Below are 16033 nucleotides of genomic sequence, written 5' to 3'. Positions count from 1 at the left end.
TCCCACGCCATTGCTCTAAGTAGGACATTGGCGTGGGAGCGGGCTTGCCCCGCGATTAGCGTTCCAGGCGGCTTAGAACGCCGGAATCACCGCACCTTTGTACTTCTCGGTAATGAAGGCTTTCACCTCAGGCGAATGCAGGGCTGCTGCCAGCTTCTTCATGTCGTCAGATTCCTTGTTATCCGGACGCGCCACCAGGATGTTCACGTAAGGCGAGTCGCTGCCTTCGATCACCAGGGCATCCTTCTCAGGATTGAGCTTGGCTTCCAGCGCATAGTTGGTGTTGATCAGCGCCAGGTCGACCTGGGTCAGCACACGCGGGATGGTCGCAGCTTCCAGTTCACGGAATTTCAGGTCCTTGCTGTTGCCGGTGATGTCTTTCACGGTGGACAGGATATTGGTCTTGTCCTTGAGGCTGATCACCCCAGCCTTGTCCAGCAGCAACAGGGCGCGGCCGCCGTTGGTGGCGTCGTTAGGAATGACCACGGTAGCGCCGGAGGGCAGCTCGTCGAGCTTCTTCAGCTTGCTCGAGTAAGCGCCCAGCGGCTCCAGGTGCACGCCGGCCACGCTGACCAGGTTGGTGCCCTTGGCCTTGTTGAACTCATCCAGGTACGGCTGGTGCTGGAAGAAGTTGGCGTCCAGGCGCTTCTCAGCGACCTGCACGTTTGGCTGGATGTAGTCGGTGAATACCTTGACCTTCAGGTCGACGCCTTCTTTGGCCAGTTGCGGCTTCACGAACTCGAGGATCTCGGCGTGCGGCACCGGGGTGGCGGCAACGGTCAGGGTGTCGGCATTGGCCGAGAAGGCCGCAGCGGCGGCGACGACAGCAAGCAGTTTTTTCATCATTCACTCCTTGTGAGGGCCGCGACGGCCCCCGAACGGGTCGGCTGGGCCGACCCCATTGGGGTTACTTACGGGAAAAGTGCACGACCAGTTTGTCGCCGACGCTTTGCAGAACTTGAACCAGGATCAGCAGCAGCACCACGGTCACGATCATGACGTCAGTCTGGAACCGCTGGTAGCCGAAGCGGATCGCCAGGTCACCCAGCCCGCCGGCACCGACCACGCCGGCCATCGCGGTGTACGACACCAGGGTAATGGCCGTCACGGTGATCGCGGCGAAGATACCCGGACGGGCCTCTGGCAGCAGTGCGTTGGTGATGATCTGGCGGGTAGTGGCGCCCATCGACTGGGTCGCTTCGATGATGCCGCGGTCCACTTCACGCAGGGCGGTTTCCACCAGGCGAGCGAAGAACGGCGTGGCCCCGACTACCAGTGGCGGGATAGCCCCGGCGACGCCCAGCGAGGTGCCGGTGATCAGCACGGTGATCGGGATCATCACGATCAGCAGGATGATGAACGGCAGCGAGCGCAGGATGTTGACCACCAGCGACAGCAGCGCGTACACACCCTTCTGCTCGAACATCTGCCGCGGTCCGCACAGGAACAGCAGCACGCCCAGCGGCAGGCCCAGCAGCACGGTGAAGAACAGCGAGCCGAACAGCATGATCATGGTGTCGATGGTGGCGAGCCAGATTTCGGCCCAGTCGACGTTAGCGAAGAAATTCAGGGCGTCCATCAACGCAGTACCTCCATATGTACATCAGCTGCCTTGAAGCGGTCGAACGCCGCCTCCATGTCGCCGCCAGTCACGGCCAGGGTCAGCTGCCCATAGGGGACATCCTTGATGCGGTCGATACGCCCGGCGAGGATGCTGTAGTCGACACCGGTTTCGCGGGCCACAGTGCCCAGCAGCGGCGCGTAGGTGGCTTCACCCTGGAAGGTCAGGCGCACGATGCGCCCTGGCACGTGGGCGAAGTCGTCGCGCTGCTCGCCTTCGTCGACTTGCTCGTCTTCCTGGACGAAGCGCTTGGTGGTTGGGTGCTGCGGGTGCAGGAACACCTCGGCCACCGGCCCTTGCTCGACGATCTGGCCGGCATCCATCACCGCCACGCGGTCGCAGACCCGGCGGATCACGTCCATTTCATGGGTGATCAGGACGATGGTCAGTTTCAGTTCCCGGTTGATCTCCGCCAGCAGCTGCAGCACCGAAGCGGTGGTTTGCGGGTCGAGGGCGCTGGTGGCCTCGTCGCACAGCAGGATTTTCGGCCGGGTCGACAGGGCGCGGGCAATACCGACGCGCTGCTTCTGCCCGCCAGACAGCTGGGCGGGGTACTTTTTGGCGTGGTCCTGCAGGCCTACGCGGGCGAGCAATTCAGTCACGCGCTTGTCGATCTCGGCACGCGACAGCTCGCCGGCGAGCAGCAGCGGCAAGGCGACGTTGTCGGCAACGGTCTTGGAGGCCAGCAGGTTGAAGTGCTGGAAGATCATCCCGACCTGCTGGCGGAAGCCGCGCAACTGGTTGGCGTCGAACGCGGTGACGTCTTCGCCATCGACGATGATCTTGCCGCCGCTTGGTGCTTCAAGGCGGTTGATCAGGCGCAGCAAGGTGCTCTTGCCGGCGCCGGAGTGGCCGATCAGGCCGAACACTTGGCCATTTTCAATGGTCAGGCTGGTCGGATTGAGGGCGGGGATGTCCCTACCGGCGACGCGGTAGGTCTTGTGCACATGTTGAAACTCGATCACGTAGCGAACCTTGTGGGGCGCATGGAAGTTGGGTCAGCGGTTAGCCGGGCGCGCATTTTAGCCTTTTCCCATAGCTGTTCTTAGCATTTATTTCGTAACCGACCAATCGCGCGGATATAACGCGACAGCCGGTAAACCTGATTGAACGCCTGTCGCCCCCCTCCAGTCACTACTAGAACAAGCCCGTAAGGGCAGCCTGAAGACTGATGAGGAGAGCCGAAGATGCCCAGCAAGAACCCCGACGCCCCCCGTGAAAGCCAGCTCGCCGGCACCCAGACCCCCGACCGCGCCAACACCAATGCCAAATTGCAGAGCCTGGAAAACTTCCGTGGCGATGCTACCGGCGAGGCGTTACGCACCAATCAGGGGGTGAAGATAGCCGACAACCAGAACTCTCTCAAAGCCGGCGCGCGCGGGCCTTCGCTGCTCGAAGACTTCATCATGCGCGAGAAGATCACCCACTTCGACCATGAGCGCATTCCCGAGCGTATCGTCCACGCCCGTGGCACCGGTGCGCATGGTTACTTTCAGAGCTATGGCGACCATGCCGAGCTGACCAAGGCTGGGTTCCTGCGCGATCCAGAGAAAATCACCCCTGTATTCGTGCGCTTTTCCACGGTGCAGGGGCCGCGTGGCTCTGGCGACACGGTGCGCGACGTGCGCGGATTTGCCGTGAAGTTCTACACCGATGAGGGCAATTTCGACCTGGTTGGCAACAACATGCCAGTGTTCTTTATCCAGGATGCGATCAAGTTTCCCGACTTTGTCCATGCGGTGAAGCCTGAACCGCACAACGAAATCCCCACTGGAGGCTCGGCCCACGACACCTTCTGGGACTTCGTCTCGCTGGTGCCGGAGTCGGCGCACATGGTCATCTGGGCCATGTCTGACCGCGCCATCCCGCGCAGCCTGCGAATGATGGAAGGCTTTGGCGTGCATACCTTCCGCCTGATCAATACCGAGGGTGTGGCCAGCTTCGTCAAATTCCACTGGAAGCCGCGTCAGGGTGTGCACTCGGTATTGTGGGACGAAGCGCAAAAACTGGCAGGCAAAGACACCGACTACCATCGCCGTGACCTGTGGGAAGCGATCGAAACGGGTGACTATCCAGAGTGGGAGCTAGGCGTACAAATCGTGCCGGAAGCGGATGAGCACAAATTCGACTTCGACCTGCTCGACCCGACCAAGATCATCCCCGAAGAGCTGGTGCCGGTGACCCCGCTGGGCAAGATGGTGCTCAACCGCAACCCGGATAATTTCTTTGCCGAGGTCGAGCAGATCGCCTTCTGCCCCGGACACATCGTGCCGGGTATCGACTTTACCAACGACCCGTTGCTGCAGGGCCGGCTGTTCTCCTACACCGATACCCAGATCAGCCGCCTGGGTGGGCCGAACTTCCATGAAATCCCAATCAACCGCCCGGTTGCGCCCAATCACAACGGTCAGCGCGATGCCTTGCACCGCATGACCATCGACAAGGGGCGCGCCTCCTACGAGCCCAACAGCATCGACGGCGGCTGGCCTAAGGAAACCCCACCTGCCCCGCAAGATGGCGGCTTCGAGAGCTATCAGGAGCGTATCGACGCCAACAAGATCCGCCAACGCAGTGACTCGTTCAGCGATCACTTCTCGCAGGCGCGGTTGTTCTTCCAGAGCATGAGCGCGCATGAGCAACAGCACATCATCAAGGCCTACAGCTTTGAATTGGGCAAAGTTGAGCGCGAGCATATTCGAGCGCGCGAGGTGAACGAGATTCTCGCCAACATCGATCTGAAGTTGGCTGCGGCAGTGGCGGCCAACCTGGGTTTGCCGGCGCCGAAGAAGGGCACGGTGCAGGTCAAGGGGTCGAAATTGGCCAAATCGCCGGCGTTGAGCCAGATGAATCACCCGGGCAGCGTGGGGATCAAGGGGCGCAAGATCGCCCTGCTGGTGGCCGATGGGGTCGATGGCGCGGATGTCGACAGGTTGGTCAAAGCGCTGGAAGCGCAAAGTGCCCGGCCGTTGTTGTTGGGGCCGAGTTCGGCGCCAGTGAAGACTGCCGATGGCAAGGCGCTGGCGGTGGATGCGTCGATGGAGGGAATGCCGTCGGTGCTGGTCGATGGGGTTTTGCTACCGGCGGGCAAGGCTTCGCTGCAAGCGCTGGGTGAAAGTGGCCTGGCCAAGCATTACCTGCTTGAGGCCTATAAGCACCTGAAGGCGATAGGCGTGGCTAAGGAGGCCAAGGCATTGCTGGACAAGCTGGGGCTCAAGGAAGACAAGGGGTTGCTGGTGGGAGATGATCAGAAAGCAGTCGATGCCTTCGTCAAGGCAGTGGAAGGGCATCGAGTCTGGGAGCGCGAGGCGGCCGCTGAATCTGTTCCGGCGTGAGAATTTTGGGGCCGCAAAGCGGCCCCAAAACCCTCAACCCTGATGCGGTACTAGAACTACCTGCGCCGGCAGCGAGCGCTGAATTTCATGCTTCTGCTTCAGCTCAAAGCCACTGTCGAGCTTGCGCACGCGCTTTTCCAGCAAGGTTTTCAACCAAGGCGCATCGTCAGTGCGCGGCACCTGGAAGACCACGTCGCACTGATAATTCACCACATCCGCGGCAATATCATCGAGCTGGCGACGCATGGCGCGGCTGTCGGTGGTCTTCAGCGCCACCACGGTGCTTGGCGCAGAGGGGTCGATCACTCGTGCCTTGGGCTTGGCCTCAGCGGCCTTGAGCGCTGCTTCCGCGCGCTCGAGTTCAGCCTTGCGCGCCTGGGCTACGGCATCACCGCCAGTGATTGCAGGTGCCCGCGGCATCAGTGCCCGCGCCCGCGCCAGGGCGGTGGCGGCAGCATTGACATCGCCCTTTTGCAGCACGATCTGGCTACGACGCAGATAGGCTTCGGCCAATTGTCGCTGATACTGCTCAACACGGGCATCGTCAGGCGACTGCGCCTGCAAGGCGGTCAACTGATCTTCGGCTGTGGCCAGCTCGTTGCTGGCAATGCTCTGCTCCAGTTGCCCCCAGGCATCAGGCTGGGCAGGCGCGGTCGATTGTTCGACCGGGGCGCTGGAGCACGCGGCCAGGAACAACGAAAACACGGCAACAAGCAGATAACGGGAGGCGAACGGCTTCATTCCTGCGACTCTCTATTTGCGCAAAAAGCGAGCAAGTCTACACCCAGGTGCGCACGCTCGAAAACAAGTCTTACAGACCCTTTACCCGCGAAAAGGTTGCAGGATGCGCCTGCGCGCACCCAGATTTTCAGCGCTTCGGCACCGCCAGGCTCAGCAAGAATAGCACCGCCGCGCAGACCACGATCGATGGGCCGGCCGGGGTGTCCTTGAACCAGGACATCGCCAGGCCGCCGCATACCGCCGTGATCCCCAGCAGGCTGGCGCCCAGCGCCATCTGCTCGGGCGAGCGGGCGTGACGCTGCGCCGCAGCCGCTGGAATGATCAGCAACGAGGTGATCAGCAGCACGCCTACGATCTTCATCGCCACGGCAATCACGACCGCGATCAATAGCATCAGCGCCATGCGCAGGGCCGCCACCGGCAGGCCTTCGACCATTGCCAACTCCTCGTGCACGGTGATCGCCAAGAGTGGCCGCCACAGTGCGCCGAGCAGCAGCAGGACCAGCGCACTGCCGCCGAGGATCCAGCCCAGGTCAGTCGGGCTGATCGCCAGCAGGTCGCCGAACAGATAGGCCATCAGGTCGATGCGCACATCGTGCATGAAGCTCAGCACCACCAGGCCCAGCGACAAGGTGCTGGGTGCGAGAATGCCGAGCAAGGTGTCGGAGGCCAGCGGCTGACGTTGTTGCAGAGTCACCAGCAGGATCGCCAGCAGCAGGCAGCCAACCGTCACCGCCAACGCTGGGCTCACGTCCAGCACGAAACCCAGTGCTACCCCGAGTAAAGCGGCGTGGGACAGGGTATCGCCGAAGTAGGCCATCCGCCGCCAGACCACGAAAGACCCCAGGGGGCCGGCCACCACAGCCAAGGACAGTCCCGCGAGCAGGGCGTAGAGAAGAAAATCAGCCATGCTTGCAGTGCTCTCCGTGAACATGGGTGCCGGGGGCGACCACCGAGCCATGCAGGTCGTGGCTGTGATCGTGATGGTGGTGGTAGATCGCCAGGCTAGGTGCGTTCTGGCCGAACAGCTCGACGAAGGCTGGGTCGCCACTGACCTGCTCCGGATGGCCCGAGCAGCACACATGGCGGTTCAGACAGACCACCTGGTCGGTGGTGCTCATCACCAGGTGCAGGTCGTGCGAGACCATCAGCACGCCGCAGCCGTGGCGGTCGCGCAGGCGGGTGATCAGGTTGTACAGCTCGGTCTGGCCGACCACGTCGACGCCCTGCACCGGCTCGTCGAGCACCAGCAGTTGCGGCTCGCGCAGCAGCGCCCGGGCCAGCAGCACACGCTGCATCTCACCACCGGAGATGTTCTGGATCGGGTTGTCGATGACCTGTTCGGCGCCCACTTCCTGCAACGCTGAAACGGCTGCCGCGCGGTCTACACCGGGCACCAGGCGCAAGAAGCGCAGTACCGACAGCGGCAGCGTCGGGTCGACCTGGATCTTCTGCGGCATGTAGCCGATGCGCAGCTTGGGCTTGCGCCAGACCTTGCCCCGATGGGGCTTGAGCAGGCCCAGCACGGCACGCACCAGGGTGGTCTTGCCGGCGCCATTGGGGCCGATCAGGGTGACGATCTGGCCAGGCGCCACTGCCAGGTCAATGTTGTCCAGAACCGCTTCGCCTGCGAACGTGACCCCGACCTGTTCGAGGCGGATCAGTGCATCGCTCATGCCGCGCCTCGGCAGTTGCCGCACAGGCCCACCACTTCCACGGTCTGGGTTTCGACGCTGAAACCGACTGCCTTGGCGCTGGCGACGATGGCGCCGCTGATGCTGTCTTGCTCAAGCTCGATGGCCACGTGACATGCGCGGCAGATCAAGAACTGACCCTGGTGCGCGTGCTCAGGATGGCTGCAGCCGATAAAGGCGTTGAGCGAGGCGATGCGGTGCACCAGGCCGTTTTCCAGGAGAAAATCCAGCGCCCGGTACACGGTTGGTGGCGCCGCGCGGCGGCCGTCCTGCTCACTGAGTACGGCGAGGATGTCGTAGGCGCCCAGCGGCTTGTGGCTCTGCCAAACCAGCTCCAGCACCCGGCGGCGCAAGGCGGTCAGGCGCAGGCCTTGGCGGATGCAGATGGCATCAGCTTCGGCCAGGGCGCTGTGCACGCAATGGGAATGGTCGTGGGGACGGTGAGCCAGCGGCGTGATGGACATGAGCGGCGACGGTTCTGAATGGAGACGTTATTATGTTACCTGTTTCTGACAAGTCGAGTATTCACCGTGCCCCGTTTCCTTGTCCTTTTTGTCGCTTTTATCGCCTGTTCTGCCCAGGCTGACGTCCGCGTGCTGACCAGCATCAAGCCCCTGCAGCAGATTGCCGCGGCGGTGCAGGACGGCGTCGGCAGCCCTGACGTGCTGCTGCCGCCTGGCGCCTCGCCGCACCACTATGCCTTGCGCCCTTCCGACGTACGGCGCGTGGGCGATGCGGACCTGTTGTACTGGATCGGCCCGGACATGGAAAACTTCCTGCCGCGCGTCCTCAACGCCCGCAGCAAGCCAAGCGTTGCCGTGCAGTCGCTGGCCGGCATGCAACTGCGCCACTTTGGCGAGGACAGCCATTCGCACGATGAAGGTGGGCACGACGACCATGACGATCACGACCATGACCACCGCCCAGGCAGCCTGGATGCCCATTTGTGGTTGTCGTCGGTCAATGCGCGGGTGATTGCCGCGAAGATGGCTGCAGACCTGGCCAAGGTCGATCCAGCCAATGCGGCGCGTTACCAGGGCAACCTCAAAGCCTTCGTCGAGCGGCTGGACGCGTTGGACCAGCGTATCAAGGCGCGCGTGGCTGGTGTTGCCAACAAGCCGTACTTCGTGTTCCACGAGGCCTTCGACTACTTCGAGGCCAACTATGGCCTCAAGCACACTGGGGTGTTTAGCGTTGCCTCGGAAGTGCAGCCAGGGGCGCAGCACGTTGCAGCGATGCGCAAGCGCCTGCAGGAAGTGGGCAAGACGTGTGTGTTCAGCGAGCCGCCGCTGCGCCCCCGGTTGGCTGAGACGCTGACTGCCGGGTTACCGGTGCGCCTGGCCGAGCTGGATGCTCTGGGTGGCACCGACCCAGTGGATGGCAAGGGCTATGAGCGCTTGCTGGAGAAGCTGGGCAGCGATCTGACGGGGTGCCTGGAGCAATTGTGATCCAGTGCTGACGCTATCGCGGGGCAAGCCTGCTCCCATGCAGGGGAGCGGGCTTGCCCCGCGATTAGGCCACTGGCTTTACAGCGCGAACGGCAATTTCAACGCCACCTGCTGACGCTGCGCCAGTCGCACCTCGAACTCGCTCGGGTCGTGGATCATCACATCCATCCCGGCAAACGACTCGGCTGCGATCAGGCGCGACAGCCAGAAGCGCACGCAGGCCACCCGCAGCATCACCGGCCACAACTCGGCTTCCGCCGCAGTGAACGGCCGCAGCCCGGCGTAGGCCCCCAGCAGCGCCTGTGCCCGTGGCAGGTCGATGCCGGACTCATCATCCAGGCACCAGTCATTCACGGTAATGGCGATGTCATACAGCATCGGCCCCGAGCAGGCGTTGTAGAAGTCGATCAGCCCCGTCAGGTGAGTGCCTTCGAACATCACGTTGTCGCGGAACAGGTCAGCGTGCAGGTTGGCCCGTGGTAGCGCGAGGATCTGCGCCTTGTGCGCGGCGATCTCATCCAGTGCAGGCTGCAACAGGCGCTGTTGCGCCTCGCTCAGGTGCGAAATCAACTCGGCGCCAGACTCCAGCATCCAGTCCAGACCTCGGTCGGTCTTGCGCTCCAGGGTGTTGTCGCGAGTAGCCAGGTGAATGTGCGCTAACAATTCGCCAACTTGAGCACAGTGCTGATTGTTCGGCACTTTGATGTGCTTGCCCGACAGTCGTGGCTGCAACAGTGCCGGCTTGCCGTTGAGCTCGCGCAGGCCATTGCCCTCGCGATCACGCACGGCGTAAGGCACTGGCATGTCGGCCTGGTGCAGCACATCGAGCAGGTCGATGAAGAACGGCATGTCTTCGGCAGGGCCGCGTTCGATCAGCGTCAGCACGAACTCACCCTGTTCGAGGCTGACGAAGAAGTTGCTGTTCTCGGTACCGGCGGCAATGCCCTGGAAGTCGAGCAGACGGCCCAGCTCATACGGCGCCAGAAAGGTTTCCAGCTCGGGCCGGGACACAGGGGTGAAAACTGACATGATGAAAAGTTGCCCATGCGGGCACTTCCGCCGGGAAGTGCCAGGTTGATGTGAACGGTACGCGTCAGATTACCACTCGAAGATCTTCCACGACGGAATCAGCATGTCCGGCTGGTCGGATCGAATGAAATTGCCGTCGGAGCCGTCGGCGCGTACCAGGAAATAAGGTTTGCCGTTTTTCGGCGTAATTTTGATCGCATACAGGAAGCCGTTTTGACGGTACTCCTGAATGGTTCGATCGCCTTCCGTGCGAATGGTCACATCGGGATCTGCCGATGGGGCGTCGTCCGCCGCCTGGGTGACGATAGGCGTGGTTGCCAGAAGGCCGAGCAGTAACAGGCGATTGAGTGTCCGCATGATAACCTTGTCCCTTTGTCGTCAATGACTCCGGCTATTCTAGCGCCGGACCCGCCGAAAAGGTTGATTCTCCTCATGAGCCAAGCGCCTCTCGTCCTGGTGGACGGTTCTTCATACCTCTACCGCGCCTTTCACGCGCTGCCGCCGCTGACCACGTCCAAAGGTCTGCCGACTGGCGCGGTCAAGGGCGTGCTGAACATGCTCAAGAGCCTGCGCAAGCAATACCCTGACAGCTTGTTCGCGGTGGTCTTCGACGCCAAGGGCGGGACCTTCCGCGACGCCATGTTCGCCGAGTACAAGGCCAACCGCCCAAGCATGCCGGATGACCTGCGCGTGCAGGTCGAGCCACTGCACGCCAGCGTCAAGGCGCTGGGCTATCCGCTGCTGTGCGTAGAAGGCGTCGAGGCCGATGACGTGATCGGCACCCTGGCCCGCAGCAGTGCGGCCGCTGGCCGTCCGGTGATCATTTCGACCGGCGACAAGGACATGGCCCAATTGGTGGACGGGCACATTACCCTGGTCAACACCATGACCGGTAGCGTGCTGGATATTCCTGGCGTGCACGAGAAATTTGGCGTTGGCCCGGAACATATCATCGACTTCCTGGCGCTGATGGGCGACAAGGTCGACAACATTCCTGGCGTTCCAGGCGTTGGCGAGAAGACCGCCGTGGGCCTGCTGACCGGGATCGGCGGCGGCCTGCGCGAAGTCTACGACAACCTCGACAAGGTCCCTGCCTTGCCAATTCGCGGCGCCAAGGGCCTGCCGGCCAAGCTTGAGGAGCATCGCGACGCGGCGTTCCTGTCGTATGAACTGGCGACCATCAAGGTCGACGTGCCGCTGGATATCGAAGTCGATGCGCTGGTGTGTGGCGAACCGGACCGCGAAGCCTTGCTGGCGCTGTACACCGAGATGGAGTTCAAAAGCTGGATCGCCGAAGTCCAGCGCGATGCGGTCAAGGTTGGCGAAGTGATTACGCCAGTTGAAGAACCGCAGGCCAAGGTCGAGCCGCAATACGAAACCATCCTCGATCAGGCGCGTTTCGACCTGTGGATGGAGAAACTGCGCCAGGCATCACTGTTTGCCTTCGACACGGAAACCACCAGCCTCGATGCTCAGCAGGCCAAGCTGGTCGGCCTGTCGTTCGCGGTGGAACCGCACGTGGCCGCGTATGTGCCGCTGGCCCATGACTACGAAGGCGCCCCGGTCCAACTGGATCGCGACGCTGTACTGCTGGCGCTCAAGCCGCTGCTGGAAGACCCGACCAAGGGCAAGATCGGCCAGAACGCCAAGTACGACATCAATATCCTGGCCAACTGCGCGATTGGTGGCGACCAGGCGCATGGCATCGACATGCGCGGGGTGGCTTACGACACCATGCTCGAATCCTACGTGCTCAACTCCACCGCTACCCGGCACGACATGGATAGCCTGGCGCAGAAGTATCTGGACCACACCACCATTGCCTTCGAAGACATCGCCGGCAAAGGTGCCAAGCAGCTGACCTTCAACCAGATTCATCTGGACAAGGCCGGGCCGTACGCCGCCGAAGATGCCGACATCACCTTGCGCCTGCACCAGGCGTTGCAGGCACGCCTGGCCAAGACGCCTAGCGTGCAGCCGGTATTGATGGACATCGAAATGCCGCTGGTGCCGGTCTTGGCCAAGATCGAGCGCCAAGGCGCGCTGGTCGATGCCAACTTGCTGGCGATCCAGAGTGGCGAGCTGGGCGTGAAGATGGATGAGCTGGAGCGCGAAGCCTTTGCCTTGGCCGGTGAAGAGTTCAACCTGGGCTCACCCAAGCAGCTTGGCGTGATTCTGTATGACAAGCTGGGCATGCCGGTGCTGAGCAAGACCACCAAGGGCCAGGCTTCGACCGCCGAAGCCGTGCTGGCCGAGCTGGCTGAGCAGGATTACCCGCTGCCCAAGGTACTGATGCAGTACCGCAGTCTGAGCAAGCTGAAGAACACTTACACCGATAAGCTGCCGCACCAGATCAACCCGCGCACTGGGCGCATCCACACCTCCTATCAGCAGGCGGTGGCGGCCACGGGGCGTTTGTCGTCGAACGACCCAAACTTGCAGAACATCCCGATTCGGACTGCCGAAGGCCGGCGTATTCGCCAGGCGTTCGTGGCCAGCCCCGGCTACAAGCTGTTGGCTGCCGACTATTCGCAGATCGAGCTGCGCATCATGGCCCACCTGGCCAAGGACGAAGGCCTGTTGCATGCCTTCCGCAATGACCTCGACGTGCACCGGGCGACGGCTGCGGAAGTGTTTGGCGTGGATCTGGCGGCTGTTACCACCGACCAGCGTCGCAGCGCCAAGGCGATCAACTTCGGCCTGATCTATGGCATGAGCGCCTTCGGCCTGGCCAAGCAGATTGGCGTCGATCGCAAACAGTCGCAGGACTACATCGATCGTTACTTCGCCCGCTACCCTGGGGTGCTGGCCTACATGGAGCGCACTCGCGCCCAGGCCGCCGAACAGGGCTTCGTCGAAACCCTGTTCGGCCGTCGCCTGTACCTGCCGGACATCAACGCGAAAAACCCGGCGCTGCGCAAAGGTGCCGAGCGCACGGCGATCAATGCGCCGATGCAGGGCACGGCGGCAGACATCATCAAGCGCGCCATGGTCGCGGTGGATGGCTGGTTGAGTGGCAGCGGCCTGGATGCTCGAGTGATCCTGCAGGTGCACGATGAATTGGTGCTGGAAGTGCGCGAAGACCTGGTCGAGCAGGTGAAGGAGCAAATTCGCCCTTACATGAGCAATGCCGCGCAGCTCGACGTGCCGTTGCTGGTCGAAGTAGGTGTTGGCTCGAATTGGGACGAAGCTCACTAAACGGCGTAGGAAAGATGTGTAGGATCTGCGCTGTAGTGTCGCGGATCCGACGCTGGCCTGGTGCCATTAGAACGGGAGTTTCATGAAACTATCGCAAATAGTTTCCAGAGCTTCGGAACTAAACCGGTGAAGCGGAACTCAGAGTAACTGAATGGCTGGTGAAGCCTTTCGATGCTCCTATGTTGTGTTAAGTGTTGGCAGATACCTGGACCCCGCCCTAGCGGTCCAGACTTGAACCCCAGACTTCCCCCTCCCCATATGAAGTCCGGGGTTTTTTTTGCCTGCGATTCAGGATTTCACAGCGTGGGGGCCGCTTCGCAGCCCCAAAAATCTAAATCACTCCGCCGGCTTGTCTTCCAGCTCCATCCACCCTGCCAATACAGCATAGGCCTCTTCCAGCCCCTGGCGCTTGGGTGCCGAGAACAACTGGATGGTCGCCGCGTCGCCCCAGCCCTTGCGAATCTCGGCTTGCACCTTGAGCAGCGTGTTCTTCGCCGCACCAAAGGTCAGCTTGTCGGCCTTGGTCAGCAGAATGTGCATGGGCATGCCGCTGGCCTTGGCCCAGTCGAGCATCATCTTGTCGAAGTCGGTCATTGGATGGCGCACGTCCATCATCAGGATGATCCCTTTCAGACACTCACGTCCGCCCAGGTAGGCTTCGAGGTGACGCTGCCAGTGCTGCTTGAGCGGAATCGGGACTTTTGCATAACCGTAGCCCGGCAAGTCGACCAATCGCCGTTCATCGTCCAGACTGAAGAAATTCAACAGCTGGGTGCGCCCTGGGGTTTTCGAGGTACGCGCCAGGCTGGCATGGGTCAGGGTGTTGAGGGCGCTGGATTTACCGGCGTTGGAACGGCCGGCGAAAGCCACCTCGTAACCCTGGTCTTCCGGGCATTGTTCGACCTTGGCAGCGCTAAGGGCGAATGTGGCTTTCTGGCAGAGGCCGAGGATGGGGTTCTTGACTTGCATGGGATATCCGATGTGGGTGTTGCCTAATCCAGGCAGTGTCGTTTCCGTTTGGAGGACGGAAGTATATAATGCCCCAGTTTTTGTGTGTGCATTCTCCCAGCGAAGGAGAGCGCACATGGGGTGTCGAACATTAGCTCGCGCAATAGAACGCAGCGCGGCCCCCAACCCTGAAAGGTCGTTGCGCAAGGCGAAATGGCTATTGGCTGTCGGTATGTTCCTACCGTTTTTCAGCGCACAGGCTACACAGGATCCCGAGGCGTTGTACAACCGCAGCTGCGCTGCCTGTCACGCCGGACAACTGCCTCAGGCACCCAAGAAGGGTGACTCGGCAGCTTGGGAGCCAAGGCTGGCGCAGGGTATGGAGGTACTGGTAGCGAATGTTACTCGGGGTTTCAAGGCTATGCCGCCGCGTGGATTGTGCATGGACTGCAGTGCCGAGGACTACCGTTTGGTCATCCTCTGGATGACCGGTAGTCCCGATACATAACATTTCACCCTTAGCCGTGTTGGATTAGCTGATGAACAAACTATTCGTGAGTCTGCTGTTGACCATGGGGGTTGCAGGTGCGGCCAATGCTGCGGACCCTATCAAAGGCGATGCCGCCGCCGGTCAGGCGAAAACTGCCGTCTGTGGTGCCTGCCACAACCCTGACGGCAACAGCCTGGCGCCGAACTTCCCCAAACTCGCCGGCCAAGGCCAGCGATACCTTGAGAAGCAACTGCACGACATCAAGTCTGGCAAGCGTACGGTGCTGGAGATGACCGGCATGCTCGAGCCTTTCAACGAGCAGGATCTTGCCGACATCGCCGCTTATTTCGCCAGCCAGAAGGGCAGTGTCGGCGCTGCCGATCCGAAACTGGTCGAACGCGGTCGTGCGCTGTTCAATGGCGGCGATCTGGAAAAAGGCATGCCTGCCTGCACTGGCTGCCACTCGCCGAACGGCGCCGGCATCGCCTTGGCCGGCTTCCCCCACCTGAGCGGCCAGCATGCCCAGTACGTGACCAAGCAGCTCACAGATTTCCGTGAGGGCAACCGCACCAACGATGGCGACGCGATGACCATGCGGTCTATCGCCGGCAAGCTGAGCAACAAGGACATCGACGCCCTGGCCAGCTATATCCAAGGGTTGCACTGAGGCAATGTCCTTAGGGCTGCTTTGCAGACCGTCGTGCAGCGCGGCCCCGGCAACCTAAGTGTTTAACACTCAGTTAATGGTCGATGGCTAAAGATGAAAGGGCGGCCCACACCGCCCTTTTTTTTGTCCGTAGCCGTTACACTACAGAACTCAAGCCCTTCCCGACCTGTCACAGCACCGGTCGCGTCGAGGCGACCAATGACTGCTCAGGAGTAAAGCATGCGTAAACTGATTCTCAGCGCTGCGCTGGTCGCCGCCAGCGTATTCGGTATGACCGCCGTCCAGGCCGCCGAGCCTGCAACAGCGGGCAAGGAATATATCGAGCTGAGCAACCCTGTTCCGGTTTCCCAGCCAGGCAAGATCGAAGTCGTCGAGCTGTTCTGGTACGGCTGCCCGCACTGCTATCACTTCGAACCGACCGTCAATCCGTGGGCTGAAAAACTGCCAGCGGACGTCAACTTCAAGCGCGTTCCAGCCATGTTCGGCGGCCCTTGGGACGCCCACGGCCAGATGTTCCTGACCCTTGAAGCCATGGGCGTCGAGCACAAGGTGCACGCCGCTGTCTTCGACGCGATCCAGAACCAGCGCAAGCAACTGGTCAAGCCTGAGGACATGGCCGAGTTCCTCGCCACCCAGGGCGTGGACAAGGACAAGTTCCTCGCCACCTTCAACTCCTTCGCGATCAAGGGCCAAGTGAACCAGGCCAAGGAACTGGCGAAGAAGTACGAAATCACCGGCGTACCGAGCATGGTGGTCAACGGTAAATACCGCTTCGATTTGGGTACTGCCGGCGGTCCGGAAGGCGTGCTGAACGTCGCCGACCAACTGATCGCCAAGGAGCGCGCCGCTAAGTAAGCGGCGAACT

At 61.7% G+C, this 16033-nt stretch carries 16 protein-coding genes; 6 read left to right on the top strand and 10 right to left on the bottom strand.

Annotation, left to right across the window (positions count from 1 at the left end):
• Positions 1-72 precede the first annotated feature (72 nt).
• From ACI2JX_RS20695 to ACI2JX_RS20685, 3 genes are all read right to left on the bottom strand, one after another.
• A complete protein-coding gene (locus tag ACI2JX_RS20695) occupies positions 73-843 on the bottom strand; it encodes a MetQ/NlpA family ABC transporter substrate-binding protein (protein ID WP_404690890.1) in 771 nt (256 codons plus the stop codon).
• A 64-nt stretch (positions 844-907) separates the two neighbouring features.
• The gene (locus ACI2JX_RS20690) at positions 908-1579 is read right to left on the bottom strand and encodes a methionine ABC transporter permease (protein ID WP_186553190.1); all 672 of its coding nucleotides are present in this window, start codon (positions 1577-1579) and stop codon (positions 908-910) included.
• Positions 1579-2586 carry a methionine ABC transporter ATP-binding protein gene (locus ACI2JX_RS20685; protein WP_186553191.1) on the bottom strand — a complete coding sequence of 336 codons (1008 nt, stop codon included), beginning with the start codon at positions 2584-2586 and terminating at the stop codon, positions 1579-1581. Before ACI2JX_RS20685 ends, ACI2JX_RS20690 begins: the two co-directional genes overlap by 1 nt.
• Positions 2587-2808: 222 nt before the next feature.
• Here ACI2JX_RS20685 and katE point away from each other — a divergent pair, with 222 nt between their 5' ends.
• On the top strand, positions 2809-4953 hold the full coding sequence (katE, locus tag ACI2JX_RS20680) for a catalase HPII (protein WP_404690889.1): 2145 nt from the start codon (positions 2809-2811) through the stop codon (positions 4951-4953).
• Between the two features lie 33 nt (positions 4954-4986).
• Here katE and ACI2JX_RS20675 read toward each other — a convergent pair whose 3' ends face one another.
• The 4 genes from ACI2JX_RS20675 to zur all read right to left on the bottom strand — a co-directional run bounded on the left by ACI2JX_RS20675 (position 4987) and on the right by zur (position 7852).
• The gene (locus ACI2JX_RS20675; protein WP_186553193.1) at positions 4987-5694 is read right to left on the bottom strand and encodes a PA5502 family lipoprotein; all 708 of its coding nucleotides are present in this window, start codon (positions 5692-5694) and stop codon (positions 4987-4989) included.
• Between the two features lie 127 nt (positions 5695-5821).
• Positions 5822-6604, bottom strand: a complete 783-nt coding sequence (gene znuB, locus ACI2JX_RS20670) for a zinc ABC transporter permease subunit ZnuB (protein WP_186553194.1) — start codon at positions 6602-6604, stop codon at positions 5822-5824.
• The gene (gene znuC / locus ACI2JX_RS20665) at positions 6597-7370 is read right to left on the bottom strand and encodes a zinc ABC transporter ATP-binding protein ZnuC (RefSeq protein ID WP_186553195.1); all 774 of its coding nucleotides are present in this window, start codon (positions 7368-7370) and stop codon (positions 6597-6599) included. The genes znuB and znuC overlap by 8 nt, the downstream gene beginning before the upstream one ends.
• Positions 7367-7852, bottom strand: coding sequence for a zinc uptake transcriptional repressor Zur (gene zur / locus ACI2JX_RS20660; RefSeq protein WP_186553196.1), 486 nt, complete (start codon positions 7850-7852; stop codon positions 7367-7369). Before zur ends, znuC begins: the two co-directional genes overlap by 4 nt.
• An 18-nt stretch (positions 7853-7870) precedes the next feature.
• On the opposite strand from zur, the gene ACI2JX_RS20655 reads away from it, so the two are divergent.
• A complete protein-coding gene (locus ACI2JX_RS20655; RefSeq protein WP_404690888.1) occupies positions 7871-8836 on the top strand; it encodes a zinc ABC transporter substrate-binding protein in 966 nt (321 codons plus the stop codon).
• Between the two features lie 78 nt (positions 8837-8914).
• Here the strand turns inward: ACI2JX_RS20655 and ACI2JX_RS20650 are convergent, their stop codons facing one another.
• Together ACI2JX_RS20650 and ACI2JX_RS20645 are read right to left on the bottom strand one after the other, a co-directional pair.
• A complete protein-coding gene (locus ACI2JX_RS20650) occupies positions 8915-9865 on the bottom strand; it encodes a homoserine kinase (RefSeq protein WP_404690887.1) in 951 nt (316 codons plus the stop codon).
• A 69-nt stretch (positions 9866-9934) separates the two neighbouring features.
• The gene (locus ACI2JX_RS20645; RefSeq protein WP_186553199.1) at positions 9935-10222 is read right to left on the bottom strand and encodes a DUF2782 domain-containing protein; all 288 of its coding nucleotides are present in this window, start codon (positions 10220-10222) and stop codon (positions 9935-9937) included.
• A gap of 75 nt (positions 10223-10297) precedes the next feature.
• On the opposite strand from ACI2JX_RS20645, the gene polA reads away from it, so the two are divergent.
• Positions 10298-13063: a DNA polymerase I gene (gene polA, locus ACI2JX_RS20640; protein WP_404690886.1), complete on the top strand. Its 2766-nt coding sequence runs from the start codon at positions 10298-10300 to the stop codon at positions 13061-13063.
• Positions 13064-13399: 336 nt separating this feature from the next.
• Here the strand turns inward: polA and yihA are convergent, their stop codons facing one another.
• A complete protein-coding gene (gene yihA, locus ACI2JX_RS20635; RefSeq protein WP_186553201.1) occupies positions 13400-14032 on the bottom strand; it encodes a ribosome biogenesis GTP-binding protein YihA/YsxC in 633 nt (210 codons plus the stop codon).
• A 211-nt stretch (positions 14033-14243) separates the two neighbouring features.
• Here yihA and ACI2JX_RS20630 point away from each other — a divergent pair, with 211 nt between their 5' ends.
• From ACI2JX_RS20630 to dsbA, 3 genes are all read left to right on the top strand, one after another.
• Positions 14244-14519 carry a cytochrome c5 family protein gene (locus ACI2JX_RS20630; protein ID WP_225915747.1) on the top strand — a complete coding sequence of 92 codons (276 nt, stop codon included), beginning with the start codon at positions 14244-14246 and terminating at the stop codon, positions 14517-14519.
• 31 nt (positions 14520-14550) lie between these two features.
• Positions 14551-15168: a cytochrome c gene (locus ACI2JX_RS20625; RefSeq protein ID WP_186553203.1), complete on the top strand. Its 618-nt coding sequence runs from the start codon at positions 14551-14553 to the stop codon at positions 15166-15168.
• Positions 15169-15387: 219 nt separating this feature from the next.
• Positions 15388-16023 carry a thiol:disulfide interchange protein DsbA gene (dsbA, locus tag ACI2JX_RS20620; protein WP_264234266.1) on the top strand — a complete coding sequence of 212 codons (636 nt, stop codon included), beginning with the start codon at positions 15388-15390 and terminating at the stop codon, positions 16021-16023.
• The last annotated feature ends 10 nt before the right edge of the window (positions 16024-16033 follow it).

It is taken from the genome of Pseudomonas sp. NPDC088890, assembly GCF_044900155.1.
GTDB classification, from domain to species: domain Bacteria; phylum Pseudomonadota; class Gammaproteobacteria; order Pseudomonadales; family Pseudomonadaceae; genus Aquipseudomonas; species Aquipseudomonas urmiensis.
The sequence above is the reverse complement of the archived record's forward strand: the minus strand, read 5'-3'. Positions and strand labels throughout refer to the sequence as shown.